This is a genomic window from Pseudomonas hefeiensis, from assembly GCF_030687835.1.
GTDB lineage: Bacteria > Pseudomonadota > Gammaproteobacteria > Pseudomonadales > Pseudomonadaceae > Aquipseudomonas > Aquipseudomonas hefeiensis.
Window position 1 is genome coordinate 2,642,705 of sequence record NZ_CP117449.1, and the last position, 17,439, is coordinate 2,660,143.

At 65.8% G+C, this 17,439-nt stretch carries 1 protein-coding gene and 1 pseudogene; both read right to left on the minus strand.

The features are described 5' to 3' along the window. Nucleotides 1-318: 318 nt before the first annotated feature. Nucleotides 319-3,396: pseudogene (locus tag PSH57_RS11750) on the minus strand (amino acid adenylation domain-containing protein); the annotation flags it as partial. A 75-nt stretch (nucleotides 3,397-3,471) separates the two neighbouring features. Further along, complete coding sequence (locus PSH57_RS11755) at nucleotides 3,472-17,418, minus strand: non-ribosomal peptide synthase/polyketide synthase (protein ID WP_305444888.1); 13,947 nt, start codon at nucleotides 17,416-17,418, stop codon at nucleotides 3,472-3,474. Between the last annotated feature and the right edge of the window lie 21 nt (nucleotides 17,419-17,439).

A 17,439-nucleotide genomic window follows, 5' to 3' on the forward strand; every position in this document is an offset into this window, starting at 1 on the left:
GGCCGCGACCAGCACCCGTTGCTGCCACTGGCCCTCCGGCAGGGCCTTGAGCGCCAGGCGCAGGGCTTGGTGGTGTTGCTGCAAGGCGGCGATGGCCTGGCTCAGCAGCTCGCTGTCGATGGCCTGGGTCAGCGCCACGCAACGCCAGGTGGCGTGCAACGGCCCTTGTTGCAGGCGCGCCAGTTGCCCGGCAGCCAGCGGCAGTTCATAGCCATCGGTAATGGCTTGCGCCACGCCATGGCTGGCATCGGCGCCCAGCACCCGGGCGATATCGGCGATGGTACGGTTTTCGAAGAGCTGGCGGGGCGTGAGTTTCAGCCCTTGCTGGTTGGCCCGGGCAATGATCTGCAAGTTGATGATCGAGTCGCCGCCCAGGGCGAAGAAGTTGTCATGCACGCCGACACGTTCCAGCTTCAGTACGTCCTGCCAGATGGCGGCCAGTTGCGCTTCGACTTCATTGCGCGGGGCGACATGGGTGGCGCTGTCGTCCGTGGGTTTTTGCGGAAGCGGCAAGCGCTGGACATCGACCTTGCCGTTACGGGTCAGGGGCAGTTCGTCGAGGGTGATGAAGTGTGCCGGCACCATGTAGTCCGGCACCCGCGCGCCCAGGTCATTGCGCAGCTTGGTGGCGGACAGCGACTGGCTGGCGACCAGGTAGGCCACCAGGCGCAGGCTGCCGTCCAGGTCCACGGCGCGGACCAGCGCCTGTTCGATCAGCGGTGACAAGCGCTTGAGCTGCGCTTCGACTTCGCCCAGCTCCAGGCGATTGCCACGGATCTTGATCTGGCTGTCGACCCGGCCGAGGAACGCCAGTTGGCCGTCCACTTGCCAGCGCACGCGGTCGCCAGTGCGATACCAGCGTTGCTGATCCGCGTCGAGATGGAAGCGTTCGGCGGTCAGGTCCGGGCGGTGCAGGTAACCCCGGGCCAGGGCGCCGTTGATCAGCAGCTCACCGGATACCCCAGTGGGCACCAGGCGACCGTTGGCATCGACCACTTGCAGTTGACGGTTCGGCAGCGGCCGGCCAAGGGCAATGCTGCGCAGGCCCACCGGCAACTCGCTGGCAATCGCCCCGACCGTCGCTTCGCTCGGCCCATAGTGGTTGAACACCCTGAGCCCTGGCGCCAGCCGGTTGACCTGTTCCAGCAGCGCCGGGCTGAGGGCGTCGCCACCGAAGATCAGCAGGGCGCGGGGCAACAGGCGGGCGTCGGGCAACGCCTGCAACAGGCCGGCCAGATGGCTGGGGGTGATCTTCAGCACATCCACCGGCTGTTGCTCGAAGAGTTCGGTCAGTGCCAGGGGGCTGAAACCGCTTTCTTCATCCACCAGCAACAGGCTGGCGCCGCTGCACAGGGCGCCGAACAGTTGGGTGTGGCCGAGGTCGGCGGCAATGCTGGACAGCAAACCGTAGCGAGCCGCCGACGGCGGGTTGAGCACTGCGTGTACGGCCGTCAGGTAGTCGACGATGGACCGGTGCTCGACCACCACACCCTTGGGGGTACCGGTGGAGCCCGAGGTGTAGATCACGTAGGCGGCATCGGTCGGGCTGTGGGTCACGGCCGGTGGCGTGTCTGGCTGGGAGGCGATGGTCTCGGCCTGTTCCGCCAGCCACAGTGTCGGCGTGTGCTCGGCCAGGCCTTTGAGCAGGGGCGAGGCGCTGGCACCGATCAGCAGCGCGGCGCGGCTGTCCACCAGCACGTCGGCCAGGCGCCCGGCAGGCTGCTTGAGGTCCAGCGGCAGATAGGCGGCGCCGGCCTTGAGGGTGGCCAGCAGGGCAATCACGAACTCGGCGCTGCGTTCCAGGGCCAGTGCCACCACGCTGTCGTGGCCGATGCCCTGGGCACGCAAGTACTGGCTGAGGCGGTTGGCTTGCTGGTCCAGTTCACGGTAGGTCAGGGCGACCTGAGGGTCGCGGACCGCCAACTGGTCCGGGTGGGCGGCCACTTGTTGTTCGAAGCGCTGGTGCAGGCACGCAGGGGGCACCGGCAGTTGCACACCGCGCCCCTGCACGAGCAGTTGCTGGCGTTCTTCGGGGCTCAGCCACGTAAGCTCGCTGACCCGGCACTGCGCGTGGGCCGTCATCGCCAACAGGATCGCGCGCAGTTGTGCCGACAACACGGCGACCTCGGCATCGCTGAAGCGACTGCGGTCGTAGCTGATCAGGTAGTGCAGTTGTTTGTCCGGCACCACGATCAGCGACAACGGGAAGTGGTTGCGGCCTTGGGTGAGGGTAATGCCGTCGACTTGCTGGTCGCTGCTCGGGGCACTGAAACTCAAGCCGCCGGTGTCCTGGTTGAGCGCGTCGGTGACGGGGAAGTTTTCGAACACCAGGATCGAGTCGAACAGCGCCTGTTCCGCGGCGATGCGCGTCATCGACTTGAGCTTGCCCAGCGGCAAATAGGCGTGGTGGCGCAGATCGCTGTTGGTTTGCTGCAAGTGCTGCAGCCAGTCCACCAGGGTTGGCTCATCGGCCCATTGCACGCGCAGCGGCAACGTATTAATGAACAGCCCGACGGTGCTGTCCACCGCCGCCATGTTCTCCGGACGCCCGGCAACGGTGACGCCATAGACCACGTCGTCACGCCCGGCGTGTTGGCCCAGCAGCAGTGCCCAGGCGCCCTGGATCAGCGTGTTGATGGTCAGGTCATGCTGGCGGGCGAAGTTTGCCAACTGCTCGGTTTCGCTGGCCGTCAGCAGACTTTCCCGCTCGGCGAACGGCGCCCCTGCCGGTGCCGACTGGCGTACGGAGAAGCTGGGCAGCGGGGTCGGCTCGCTGACGTCCTGCAACTGTTCGCGCCAGAAGCCTTCGGTGGCGGCCATGTCCTGTTCCGCCAGCCAGGCAATGTAATCGCGATAAGGGCGGGTCGGCGCCAGGTCGGCGGAGCGGCCATGGGCTTGTTCGTAGTACAGCGCCAGCCACTCCTGGACGGCGATGCCGACGCTCCAGCCGTCCATGAGAATATGATGGAAGGTCCAGATCAGGTGCCAGCGCTCAGGTGCCAGGCGCACCAGACATACGCGCATCAGCGGCGAGTCATTCAGCTCCAGGGGCTGCGCCCGCTGCTCCAGTGTCAACTGTTCCAGCGCGGCCTGCGGTTCGGTGCGGTCTTGCCAGTCCAGTTCGGTCAGGGGCAATGGCACGTCCTGTTGCACTACCTGATAGGCATCGTCCAGTTCTTCCCAGAGAAACGCACTGCGCAGCACGGCGTGGCGCTGCATCAGCGCCTGCCAGGCACCGCGAAACGCGCTCAGTTGCAGCGGGCCGTTCATGTCCAGGCTCAACTGCTGGTAATACACCCGCGAATCCGGTTCATAGACGCTGTGGAACAACAGACCGTGCTGGGTCGGCGAAAGGGAGTAGATGTCTTCGATGTTGTTCATGCTTGCTTGGTCCATTTCAAAGTCTTGAAACTCAAGTGAGTCGATCAATGCGCCGCGCAGGTCTCAGACCTGCGCAGGCGGCGTCGCTCGCTAGCTTTGGGAATTGGGTTTGGTCTTGAGCTTGCCCAGCAGCTTGTCCAGGGACTTCTGGTTCAGCGCCTTGGCCAGCGGGAAATCGGCTGGCATCAACGAACCGGCCTGCGGGTCAAGGCAGTGTTCGACCAGCGCCTGCAAACGCTCCAGCAGGCGAGCGGGCAAACGGCTGTCGGCGTTCGGCGTGACGCTGTGCCATTCGACACGCAACACGCCGTCCTCCAGCCAGGCCACCACTTCACGGGCATGGGTCACTCGGTTGACCGGGGCCACGTTCGGCGGCGGGGTCAGGCTGCTGGCGCGCAACCAGCCCTCTGGCGTTTGCTCATGCCCCAGGTAGTTGAACAGCACATCGCCGCTGCTGGCCGGCAACTCGCCGCGCTGGCGCAGCAAGCCGTAGCCAAGGCCCTGGCCGGGTACGTCACGCAAGGCTTGTTTGGCGTTGCGCACCTGATCGCCCGCGGCGCCGCTGGCGTTCACCCGCAGCGGGTACAGCGTGGTGAACCAGCCGACGGTGCGGCCGACGTCCAGCCCGGCAAACGGTGCGTCACGTCCGTGGCGCTCCAGGTCCACCACAATGTCAGTGCGCTGTTCGACCTCGGCCAAGGTCGCGGCGAGGGCGGCGATCAGCAGTTCCTCCGGTTGCGTGCGGTAGGCCGCGTGGGACTCGGTCAGCCATTGCTGCGTGCGGCTGGCATTCCAGCGGGCCGCCAGTGTCTGGCGCTCGGCGACCGTGGCCATGGGCGGCTGGTTCGTGCCGATCTGGGCACTCCAGTAGCGATGCTCGGCAGCGACCTTGGCGGCATGGGCTTGGAGGTGCTCGGCCCATTGACGATAGGCGGTGGTTTTCGTCGGTAACGTCGGGCTCTCGCCACGCTCCAGGGCGGTGTAGAGCTGTTGGAAGTCTTCCAGCAGCGGCGTCCAGGACACCGCATCGACCACCAGGTGATGGGCTACCAGGTACAGGCGCTGCGGCGTGCCCTCCAACAGGGCCGCGGCAAACAGCGGGCCGTGTTGCAGGTCCAGGCTTTGCGCAACGTGCAGCAGTTGTTCCGGGTGCTCGCAGCGGGTCAGTTGTGCCGAGGCCACTGGCGCGATGTACGCCTGCCACTGCCCCTCGGCGTTGGTGAAACGCAAGCGCAGGGCGTCGTGGTGGGCCACCAACCGATCCAGCGTGGCTTGGACGATGGCCGGTTCCAGGCGACGGTCGCTGTCGGCCAGCACCGATTGGTTCCAGTGTGCGACCTGGACCTGCTGCTGTTCGAAGAACCACTGGTGCAACGGCATCAGCGACATTGGCCCGGTCACGTCGCCTTGCTCGGCCTGGGTCAACAGTGTCGTGGTCACATGGGCCAGCGCCGCCGGGGTCGGCGAACGGAACAGGTCCCGTGGCGTGAGCGAATAGCCCTGTTCACGCAAGCGCGAGATCAGTTTCAGGCCGAGAATCGAGTCACCGCCCAGGGCGAAGAAACTGTCCGAGGTGCCGACTTCGCGGCCGCCGGTCAAGGTGTCGCCGAGCAGTTCGCCGAACAACTGGCAAAGCAGGCGCTCCAGCTCGTTGCGCGGTGCCGCGTAGTCTTTCTGGGTGTTTGGCAAGGGCAGGGCGGCCAGGGCCTTGCGGTCGATCTTGCCGTTGGTGCTCAGGGGCAGGGCCGGAATTTGCACCCACACCGCCGGCACCATGTACGCCGGCAGTTCGGCCGCGAGCTGGGTGTCGAGGTCCGATTGCGCGGTGCTACTGCTGTAGAACGCCACCAGGCGGTTGTCGATGACCAGGGTGCAGGCGCCGGTGATGGCCGGCAGGTTAAGCAGCGCTGAGTCGATTTCCCCCAGCTCGATGCGCTGGCCGCGCAATTTCACCTGATGGTCGAGACGGCCCAGGTATTCGATGTTGCCATCGGCCAGGAACCGGCAACGGTCGCCGGTGCGATACAGTCGGTCACCTTCGATGAATGGGCTGGCGAGGAAGCGCTCCTCGGTCAGGTCCGGGCGTTTCAGATAACCCCGGGCGACGCCGACGCCACCGATGTACAGTTCGCCGATGCTGCCAATCGGCAACGGCTGCATGGCCTCGTCGAGGATGTACAAGCGCAGGTTGGCGATGGGCTTGCCGATCGGCACGATCACATCGTCCGCCGAGCAGCGCCAGACCGAGACGTCGATGGCCGCTTCGGTCGGGCCGTACAGGTTGATCAGGGCCGCCGGGTGCTGGCCCATGAAGCGCCGCACCAGATCCACCGGCAAGGCTTCACCACTGGCGAAGACCTGGCGCAGGCTCTGGCAATTGACCAGGCTCGGTTCCTCGACAAACGCCCGGAGCATCGACGGTACGAAGTGCAAGGTCGTGACCCGTTCCTGCTGGATCAACTGGCTGAGGTAAGCCGGATCGCGATGCCCGTCGGGACGGGCAACCACCAGGGTCGCGCCGGTGATCAGCGGCCAGAAGAACTCCCACACCGACACGTCGAAGCTGTACGGGGTTTTCTGCAAGACGCGGTCGTTCGGGCCAATTGGGAAGGCGTCCTGCATCCAGTGCAGACGGTTCATCAAGGCGCCGTGTTCGTTCATCACGCCCTTGGGTTGGCCGGTCGAACCGGAGGTGTAGAGCACGTAGGCGAGGTCGTGGGCTTCGACATTGATCGGTTCGAAGGCGGGTGCCTGGGGCAGGGCGTCGAGGGTCCAGGCCTGATGCCCGGCGGGCAGGCGCGACAGCCACTGCGCTTGGGTCAAGGTGACCCGGGCGTTGGCGTCTTCGATCAGGAACGCCAGGCGCGCGGCCGGCAGTTCCGGATCCAGCGGCAGCCACGCGGCGCCGGCATGGACGATGCCGAGCAAGGCCACGACCATCTCCACCGAACGCTCCATACACAGCGGCACGATGCTGTCGCTGCCTACGCCGGCTGCGCGCAAGGCACGGGCAACGGTTTGCGCCCGTTGATCCAGCTCGGCATAGCTCAGGCGCTGGCCGTCGAATACCAGTGCCGGGGCGTTGGGGCTCAGGGCTGCCTGTTGGCTGAGCGCGGTGTGCAGGTTGGTCGGGCCGCTGTACTCACGTTCAGTGGCATTCCAACGGTCCAGTTGCTGCTGATCCTGCTGTTGCGGGAACAGTTCGACCAGAGTGCGCCCAGGGGTTGCCACCAGGGCGTCGAGCAGCGCGCACCACTGCGCGCTCCAGCGTTGCATCGTCGTTTCGTCAAACAAGGCCGATTGGTATTCCAGCGCCAGCGTCATGTCGCTGCCATCGTCTTGGACTTCCCAGCTTTGTTCGAATTTGGCGTCGATCACCGGCAGCAGCTGTTCTTCGACGTTCAGCCCCGGCCATTGGCTGCTGTCGACGTGGCCGTAGTTGAGGGAGAACAGCACCTGGAACAGCGGCGTACGGTTCAGGTCGCGGTTTTGCGCGATGGCGCCGACCAGGGTGGCGAAGGGCAGGTCGGCGTGGGCCTGGGCCGCGCGCAGATCGGCCTCGAGGCTGGCGAGCAATTGCTCGGCCGGGGCCCGTTGGTCGACGTCGCTGCGGATCACCAGGGTGTTGACCAGGCAGGCCAGCAGCGTCTGGGCTTGCGGTTGATCACGCTGGTCCGCCGGGGTGCCTAGGCGAATCTCCCGTTGACCGCTGTAACGCGCCATCAACGCGCTCAAGGCCGTGGCGAGCACCACATAGGTGGTGGTGCCGCGCTGACGGGCGAACTGGCGGATGGCTTCGGCGCGCTGGGTGCCGAGGCGGACGGTCAGTTGCCGGGCGCGACGATCTGCTTCGGCGCCACGCGGATGGTCGATGGGCAGGTCGAGTTGGTAGTCGTCCTGGCCGAGGTGGTTTTTCCAGTAGTCCAGGCTGTCACTGCGCCGGGCCTGGGTGTCCGGGTGCTGTTGCCAGAGGGCGAAATCGACGTAGTCGATCTCCAGCGGGGTCCAGGCCGGCGACTGCCCGTTCAGGCCGGCGGCGTAGGCCTGGGTCAGTTCGTCAATGAGCAACTGCATGGCCCAACCGTCGGTGGCACTGTGGTGCAGGCACACCAGCAACAGGTTTTCGTCGCTGCCCTGGCGTTGCAGCAGATGCGCACGCCAAGGCGCGGCCGCGGCCAGGTCGAACGGTGTCATCAGTTTGTTCTGGGCGTTGGCGCAGGCCGCGGTCCAGTCCTGGGCCGCGACGCCAGTGACGGCGAGCGCCGGGCCTTGGTCGTCGATTAGCAATTGCGGCTCGCCGTCGACTTCGACAATTCGGCTGCGCAGCACCAGATGGCGCTGGCTGAGTTGCTCAAAGGCCTCGCGCAAGACCTGAACCTGCAGCTCGCCGCGCAAGGTCAGGGCAAACGGCATGTGGTACTCGCGGGATTCCGGCACTAGGCGGCTGAGCATCCAGAACCGGCGCTGAGCCAGGCCCAGCGGTAATTGCGCCGGGCGCGGTTGTGCGCTGATCGAATCGCCGGGTGTGGCCGCGCGCAGATGCTCGGCCAGGGCCGCGACCGTCGGTTGGGCGAACACCAGCGGCAAGGACAGGGAAACCCCAAGGCGCTCACGAACCCGGCTGACCAGGCGGGTAGCCAGCAGGGAGTGACCGCCGAGTTGGAAAAAGTTGTCCTCGATGCCGACTTCCGAACCACCCAGTACCTCGCTGAACAGTTCACAGAGCACGCTTTCAGTGGCATTGCGCGGCGCAGTGCGCGGCAGGTTGCTTTGGCTCTGTGGCAGCGGCGTGGCGGCCAATACCTTGCGGTCGAGCTTGCCGTTGCTGTTGAGCGGCAGGTGATCGAGCTGCACGAACAGGCTTGGCTGCATGTGCGCGGGCAGGTTGTTGTTCAAGTCGGCACGCAAGGTCGCCTCATCGGCGTCACCGCACCAGAAACTCACCAGGCGCTGGTCGAGCAACAAAGTGGCGGCGTCGCGAACACCGGCCTGCGCCAACAGCGCAGCGTCGATTTCCCCCAGTTCGATACGCTGGCCGCGCAACTTCACCTGATGGTCGAGACGGCCCAGGTATTCGATGTTGCCATCGGTCAGGAACCGGCAGCGGTCGCCGGTGCGGTACAGGCGGTCACCTTCGATGAATGGGCTGGCGAGGAAACGTTCTTCGGTCAGGTCCGGGCATTTCAGATAACCCCGAGCCACACCGACACCGCCGATGTACAGCTCGCCGATGCTGCCAATCGGCAACGGTTGCATAGCCTCGTCGAGGATGTACAAACGCAAGTTGGCGATGGGCTTGCCGATCGGCACGATCACATCGTCTGCCGAGCAACGCCAGACCGAGACGTCGATGGCCGCTTCGGTCGGGCCGTACAGGTTGACCAGTGCTGCCGGGTGTTGACCCATGAAACGCCGCACCAGATCCACCGGCAGGGCTTCGCCACTGGCGAAGACCTGGCGCAGACTTTGGCAATTGACCAGGCTCGGTTCTTCGACAAAGGCCCGCAGCATCGACGGGACGAAGTGCAAGGTCGTGACCCGTTCCTGTTGGATTAACTGGCTGAGGTAAGCCGGGTCGCGATGACCGTCGGGACGGGCAACCACCAGGGTCGCGCCGGTGATCAGCGGCCAGAAGAACTCCCACACCGACACGTCGAAGCTATACGGGGTCTTTTGCAGCACACGGTCGTTCGGGCCAATCGGGAAGGCCTCCTGCATCCAGTGCAGGCGGTTCATCAAGGCGCCGTGTTCGTTCATCACGCCCTTGGGTTGGCCGGTGGAACCGGAGGTGTAGAGCACGTAGGCGAGGTCGTTGGCGTCGACGCTAATTGGCTCTCCAACTTCAGCATTTGGCAACGCATCCAGCGTCCAGGCGTCATGCCCGGCGGGCAGGCGCGACAGCCATTGCGCTTGGGTCAAGGTGACCCGGGCGTCGGCGTCTTCGATCAGGAACGCCAGGCGCGCGGCCGGCAGTTCCGGATCCAGCGGCAGCCACGCGGCGCCGGCATGGACGATGCCGAGCAAGGCCACGACCATCTCCACCGAACGCTCCATGCACAGCGGCACGATGCTGTCGCTGCCCACGCCGGCGGCGCGCAGGGCCTGGGCGACGGTTTGCGCCCGCTGATCCAACTCGGCATAGCTCAGGCGTTGGCCTTCGAACACCAATGCCGGGGCGTTGGGGCTCAGGGTGGCTTGTTGGCTGAGCGCGGTGTGCAGGTTGTTTGGGCCGCCGTAGTGACGTTCAGTGGCGTTCCACTCGATCAACTGGCGATGACGCTCTGCCGCCGGCAACGGTGTCCAGTCCCCGAGGCGGGTCCGTGGCGCTTCGAGCATCGCTTCCAGCAGTTGTTGCCATTGTTCCAGCCAACGCCGGGCCGTGGTTTCGCTGAACAGCGCGGCGCGGTACTCCAGCAACACCGAAAGCACCTCGCCGTCGTGCACTTCCCAGTTCAGGTCGTACTTGGTGGCCAGGGCGGTCACCGCCCGTTCGCGCACCTGCAACTGCGGCCAGGGAGCTGAGGACGAGTCAGCGTTCTGCATGGCGAACAGCACTTGGAACAACGGCGTCTGGCCGAGGCTGCGCGACGGCTTCAAGTGCTCCACGACCTGGTCGAACGGCACGTCCTGATGCTGTTGGGCATCCAGCACACGGTTGCGCACCTGGCTGAGCAACCCTTCGAAATCCAGCGCTGGATCCAGATCGGCACGCATGACCACGGTGTTGACGAAGCAGCCGATCAGCGGTTGCAGCTCGGCGAATGGACGCTGGGCCACCGGGCTACCGACCCGTACGTCGCGCTGATTGGCGTAGCGCCCCAAGAGCAACTGCGCCGCACCGAGCATGAGCATGTACAGGGTGGCGCCGCGTTGCTGGGCGAACTGCCGCAGGCGCTCCACCAGGGCGGGCGGCAATTGCAGTTGCACTGCGCCGGCCGCCGGGGCGAGCTGGTTTGGTCGGCCCTGTTCGGTCGGCAGGTCCAGCAGGTAGTCGCCGTCCTCCAGTTGGTTGCGCCAGTACTGCAGGTGGCTGCTGAACGCGGTCTGTTGACCGGGCTCGCGCTGCCAAAGGGCGTAATCGGGGTATTGCAAGGCCAGCGCCGGCAGTGCCGTCGGGGTGCGCTGGCACTGGGCGGTGTAGAACTGCCGCAGTTCATCCAGCAGGTTCTGGCTGGAGGCGTCATCGGTGGCGCAGTGGTGCACGCTGAGCAACAGCAGCGACTGGGCGCTGCCGCTGCGTTGCAGCAGTGTGGCACGCACCGGCACTTCGGCGGCGAGGTCGAAACGGCGGCCGGTTTGCGCGTGGATCGCCGCGTCGGTCAGTTGTTGCCACTGCTCGTCGCTGGCGGCCTGCAGTGCCGTGACGTGCAAGGCAATATCGACTTGCGGTTCGACGATCAGCGCCAACTCGCCGTCGGTATCGCGCACGATGCGGCTGCGCAGGATCTCGTGGCGCTGGACCACACTGTTCAGGGCCGTTTGCAGGGCCTGGAGGTTGAGTTCGCCGTCCAGTTGCACGGCGCTGACCACGTTGTACTCGCCACCGCCGGCGCTCAATTGTTCAAGGAACCACAAGCGTTGCTGTTCGAACGACAGCGGCAGGCGCGCCGGACGTGCCGGTGCAGCGAAGGTCGCCGCCGGGGCTTGCAGGGGATCGCCCAGCAGCGCGGCCAAGGCTTCAAGGGTTGGGTGTTCAAACACCGCCCGCAACGGTGGCACGCTGGCGAACTGTTGACGCAGGCGGGCAAACAGCGCCGCCGCCAGCAACGAGTGGCCGCCGAGGTAGAAGAAGTGGCTGTCACGGCCGATCTGCGCCGACGGCAAGTTCAGCAATTCGGCCCACAGGGCGGCCAGTTGCTGTTCGGCGGCGCTACGCGGTGGCTCCAAAGCGTCTGGTGCGGCTTGGATGTCCGGGGCCGGCAAGGCCTTACGGTTGAGTTTGCCGTTATCGGTCAGCGGCAACTCATCGAGCAGCACGAATGCCGAGGGCACCATGTAGTCGGGCAGGGCGGCGCCAATGGCGTTGCGCCAGGCGTGGATGTCGGCCTGCTCGTCGCAGGTCACGTAGGCCACCAGGCGCTTGTCACCGGGCACGTCTTCACGGGCCAACACCACGGCCTGGCGCACGCCCGGTTGGGCGCCGATCAGGGTTTCTATTTCCCCCAGTTCGATGCGGAAACCACGGATCTTCACTTGGTGATCCATGCGTCCCAGGTATTCGAGCTGCCCGTCACGCAGCCAGCGCACCAGATCGCCGGACTTGTACATCCGCGCGCCGGGCTGCGACGAGAACGGGTCTTCGATGAACACCTTCGCCGTCTGCTCGGCACGGTTGAGATAGCCCAGGGTCACGCCTGCGCCGCCGATGTGCAGTTCCCCCGGGACGCCCACCGGCATCGGGTTGAGGAAAGCATCGAGTACGTAGGTGCGCACGTTGGCGATCGGCCGGCCAATGATCGGCCGCAGCGGGAAGTCATCCACCGCGCAACCGGTTGCATCGACCGTGCATTCGGTCGGGCCGTAGGTGTTGAAGAAGCGGCTGCCGGCAATCGATGGCAGCCGTTGCCATAGTTGCGCGTCCACCGCATCGCCACCGAACAGCACGAAGCGCGGCAGGTACACCTCTCCACGGCGAACGCCGTCACTTTCGAGCAGGGCCTTAAGCTGGGCCGGGGTGCATTCGAAGGCATCCAGGCGCGTGTCGCGGAAGAAGCCGGCCAGGGCATCGGGGTCGTAGCGCACGTCTTCCGGGGTCAGGTACAGGCTGTGGCCGTCGAGCAGCAGGATCAGCTCGGCCACCGAGCTGTCGAAGGCGAACGAGTAGTTGAAACTGCTGCGCATCGGCTGGTCGGTGTAGCGGCGATACAAGCCATGGATACGCGCCCAGGCCAGGTTGACCACCGAACCATTGGTCACCAGGGTGCCCTTGGGCTTACCGGTCGAGCCGGAGGTGTACATGATGTAGGCCAGGTCTTGCGGGCCGGCGAGCGGAGCAGGGTTGCTGTCTGGCTGGTTGGCGAACAGCGCCGCGTCGCTGTCCAGGCGCAAACGTGGCAGTTCGGCGCCCAGCTGTTCCAGCAGGCCCTGCTGGCCGAGGAACAGTGCCGGTTGCGCATCTTCGAGCATGTACGCCAGGCGATCCACCGGGTAGGTCGGGTCCAGCGGTACATAAGCGCCGCCGGACTTGAGAATGCCCAGCAGGCCGACCAGCAGTTCCAGCGACCTCTCGACACACAGCGCCACCGGGCGGTTAGCACCGACGCCCTGGCTGCGCAGGTAATGCGCCACCTGGTTGGCGCGCCGGTTCAGTTCGCCGTAGCTCAGGCTGCGGCCTTCGAAACACAGGGCGTCGCGTTCCGGGGTGCGCTCGGCCTGTTGTTCAAACAGTTGGGCAAAGGTCAGGTGCGTCGGCACCTGCATCTCGGTGCGGTTCCACTCGACCACGGTGCGTTGCCACTCCGCGTCCGTCAGCAGCGGCAACGCGGCGACCGGGCGCTGTGGCTCGGCGAGCATGTGTTCGAGCAGATGCTCCAGGCGCTCGAGGGTCTGGCGGGCGCTGTCGGCGACGAACAGGTCGAGGGCGAACATCAGCTCCAGCTGGATCGGCGCATTGGCCGGGCACAGCACGTGCAGGTCCAGGTCGCATTCGGAGTGCCGCAGCGGCGTGTCCAGGGCTTCGAATTCCAGCCCGGGGAAGCGCAACCGCGATTCCATGGCCAGTTGCTGGGCGACCATCACCTGGTACAGCGGCGCATGGCTGAGGCTGCGCGGCAGTTGCAGGCTGTCCACCAGTTGCTCGAACGGCAGGTCCTGATGCAACAGGCCACTGCGCAGGCGCTCGGCCACTTGTTTGACCAGGGCGCTGAAGCCGGCTTGTGGCTCGAAGTCCGCGCGGATCGCCAGGTTGTTCAACAGAATGCCCAGCAGGCCTTCGGTGCCCGGTTGTTCACGGTGGGTGACCGGGGTGCCGACCAGCACCGTGGCGTCGCCGCTCAAGCGGTGCATCAGCACGGCGAAGCCGGCGAACAGGACGGTGAACGGCGTGGTGCCGAGGCGACTGGCAAAGGCCTGTACCCGGCCACTGAGGTCGGCGCTGAGTTCACGCTGCACGATCCCGGCGCGGTAGCTTTGCACCGAGGGCCGGGGATGGTCGGTGGGCAAGGCCAGCAGCGGGCTGGCGTCGCTGTCGCGCCGGTCCAGGGTGGTGGTCCAGTAATCGAGCTGGCGCTTGAGTTCGGCGCCTTGCAAGTGTTCGCGCTGCCAGAGGGCGAAGTCGGCGTATTGCAATGGCAGGGCCGGCAGGTTGGCGGCGGCGCCGTTGCAACGGGCTTCATAACCCAGCGCCAGTTCGCGCAGGGCGATGGTGGCCGACCAGGCGTCCGAGACCAGGTGATGCAGGGCGATGCCGAGTACGTGCTCTTCCGGCGCCAGGCGCAGCAAACGTGCGCGCAGCAGCGGTGGGCAGGTCAGGTCGAACGGCTGCTCGAAGGTGTCTCGCAAGGCATTGAACTGCGCGCCGGCGCGCGCGGTGGCGGTCAGACCCGACAAGTCTTCGAAGGGCAGCGCGATGTCCAGCGCTGGGCTGATGCGCTGGCACGGCGCGCCGTTGGTGCTGTGGATGCCGGTGCGCAGGATTTCGTGGCGCACCAGCAGATCGTTCAGGCTGGCGTGCAGCGCCGGGACGTTGAGCTCACCCTTGAGGTGCAGGGCGAACGGGATGTTGAACAGGGTGGTGCCCGGCGTCAGTTGCTCGATGAACCACAGGCGCTGTTGCGAGAACGACAGCGGCAGCAATGGCGGGCGTGGTTGGGGCTTGGGCACGCTGAGCGCGTTGGCGTGTGGTGCGGCGGCCTCGGCCTGGCGGGCGCCGATGGCTTCGGCGAGCAAGGCCACGGTCGGCTGTTCGAACAATACCCGCAATGGTAGGTCCAGTTTGAATTGGGTGCGCAGGCGGGCAACGATCTGGGTCGCCAACAGCGAATGCCCGCCGAGGGTGAAGAAGTTGTCTTCCACGCCCACCGTGTCGCGCCCCAAGACCTCGGCCCAGATAGACGCTACGGTGATTTCCAGCGCGTTGCGTGGGGCGATGCTGTGCTGGGTGTCGGCCTGCCAGTCCAGCTCGCGGGCGGCCAGGACTTTGCGATCGACCTTGCCGTTGTTGTTCAGGGGCAGTTTGTCCAGGCAGACGAAGGCCGCCGGCACCATGTACGGTGGCAGTTGCGCGCGCAGGTGGTCGCTCAGGCCGTCGCTACCCAGCGACTCGTCATGGGCCGCCCAGTACGCCACCAGCCAGGCTTCACCGACGGTATTTTCCCGCAGCAAGACGGCTGCTTCGCGTACGTTCGGGTGCTGGGCGAGGCGGTGTTCGATTTCCGTCAGTTCGATCCGGTGCCCGCGCAGTTTCACCTGCTGGTCGCGGCGGCCGAGGTATTCGATCACCCCGTCTGCACGCCAGCGTCCCAGGTCACCGGTGCGGTACAGGCGACCTTCGAGTTGAGGGTGGTCGATAAAGGCCTCGGCGGTGCGTTGCGGGTCGTGCAGGTAGCCGCGGCCGACGCCAACACCACCGACACAGATTTCCCCGGCCACGCCAACCGGCACCGGGCGCAGGGCTTCGTCCAGCACGTACAGGCGGTTGTTGGCGGTCGGCTGGCCGATGGGCATGTGGCTGACTTCGGCCCCCGGTGCTTCGAAGATCGGCTGGAAGGCCACATCGTCGGCGCATTCGGCCGGTCCGTAGGCGTTCATCAGGGCGATGTCGGGGAAGCGCGCGAACCAGTCGCGGGCCACGGTCGGCGGCAGGGCTTCACCGGTCGGCAATACCCAGCGCAGGTCCGGCAGTTGCAGGTCGCACGGGCACAAGGCGAGCAAGGTGCGCATCAGGCTCGGGACGATTTCCAGCACGTTCAGGCGCTCGCTGGCGAGCACTTGCAGCAGGCGTTGCGGGTCGTGGACGACTTCATCCGGAAGAATGTGCACGGTGGCACCGAGCACCGGCGCGGCGAGGAACTGCCACACCGAAATGTCGAACGCCACCGAAGCGGTCTGGGGAATCCGGTCGGCGGCGCTGAGGCCCAGGGCCGGCACTTTGCCGAAGATGTTGTTGAGCATGCCGCGCTGTTCGATCATCACGCCCTTCGGCGTGCCGGTCGAACCGGAGGTGAACAGCACGTAGGCCAGGCTGTCCGGACCGGCAAGCACCGGCAGAGGCGCGTCGTTGCCAGACCTCCAGCAGGTCTCGGCGAACAGCGCCTCGGGCGCCCGGTCGAGGCCGCTGAGCAGTTGATCGAGCAGGCCGCTGCAGGCTTCGCTCGCCACCAGCATGGGCGCGCGGGACAGCCCGAGGATTTCCCGCAGGCGCTCAGGCGGGTGATTGACCTCAAGGGGCAGCATCGCTGCGCCCGCCTTGAACACGGCCAGCATCATGGTCAACAGCACCAGGCCACGCGGGGCCACCAGCGCGACCAGTTGATCTGCACCGGCGCCGGCCTCGCGCAGGGCGTGGGCCAGGCGCGTGGAACGCAGGTCCAGCTCGGCGTAGGTCAGCGACTCACCGGCGCAGATCGCGGCGACCTGATCACCGCGCTGGGCGACCTGGGCGGCAAACAGCTCGGCGTAGCTTTGATCCAGCGGGAAATCGTGGGGATTGAGCGCCCATTCACCCAGCAACTGTTGGCGCTCCTCGGCGGCCAGCAGTTCGAAGCTGGCCAATGGAGCGTCGGGGGCGGCGAGCATGCTGCGCACCAGGCTGGCGATGTGGCCCAGCAGGCGCTGTACGGTGGCGGCCTCGAAACGTTCGCGGTCATAGGACACGCGGATGCCCAGCTGTTCGCCCGGCAGGATCACCACGGTCAAGCCGTAGTGGGTGTGCACGCTGTGGTCCATGCCTTCGAGGCTGAACTGGAAACCGCCTTCGAGGATCTGTTCGTCGATGGGGGCGTTTTCGAACACCAGGATGCTGTCAAACAGGGTCTCGCCCCGGGGGAAATCGCTCCAGCCCTGGATGTCGGTCAATGGCGTGTGCTCGAAGTCGCGCATGTCGACGTTGAGCTTTTGCAGATCACCCAGCCAACTGCCGAGCGTGGCATTCGGGGCCACCGAAACCCGCAGTGGCAAGGTGTTGATGAACAGGCCAATCATTTCTGCGACGCCGGTCAGGTCGGCCGGACGCCCGGCCACGGTGACGCCGAAGACCACGTCCTGTTGCCCGCTGTAGCGCGACAGCAGCAACGACCAGACGCCTTGGAAAAACGTGTTCGGGGTGATCCGGCGATTGCGGCAGAACGCCGCCAGTGCCTGGGTTTCCTGCTCGTTCAGGTGAATCAGTTGGTCGTCCACCAGCACCGCATCGGTGTAGCGGTCGCGGGTCACGCCGTTGTCCACGGTCAGTGGCGTGGGCGCGTTGAGGCCGTGTAGCTGGCCGCGCCAGAATTGCTCGGCCTTGCCGGCATCCTGACGTTGCAGCCACTGGATGTAATCGCGAAACGGCCGAGGGCTTTTCAGCTCCGGCGTACGGTCGTTGCACAGCGCTTCGTAGACTTTGAGGAAGTCCACGGTCACCAGGGAAATGCACCAGGCGTCCATCAGAATGTGGTGGAAGCTGCGAATGAACTCGTAGGACTCCTCAGCCAGGCGTACCAGCCGGAAGCGAATCAGCGGTGGTTTGGACAGGTTGAAGCCGACTTTCTGCTCGTCTTCCAGCAGGCTGCGGATCCGCGCCTCCTGCTCATGGGGGGCGAGCCCGCGCAGGTCGAGGGTGTCCAGCGGTACCTTGACCTGGCGATGGATCACCTGCACCGGTTGCTTCTGGCTTTTCCACTGGAAACTGGCGCGCAGGGAAGGGTGCAGCGCCACCACCTGGCGCCACGATTCGAGGAACGCCCCTTCATCGATGGCCCCGCCGATGCGGTAGCGATCCTGCATCAGGTAGACACCGGAGTCTTCGTGCAGCAGGGAGTGGAACAGCATCCCTTGCTGCAGCGGTGACAGCGGGTAAATGTCTTCGATCGGGTTAGCGGTGGTTTTTTCGCTGGTCATTGCAAGGGTCCTGCGTAAATA

Excerpts from the sequence above, each read along its gene's own strand:
- PSH57_RS11755 (WP_305444888.1), bottom strand. The coding sequence starts at position 17,418 with ATGACCAGCGAAAAAACCACCGCTAACCCGATCGAAGACATTTACCCG.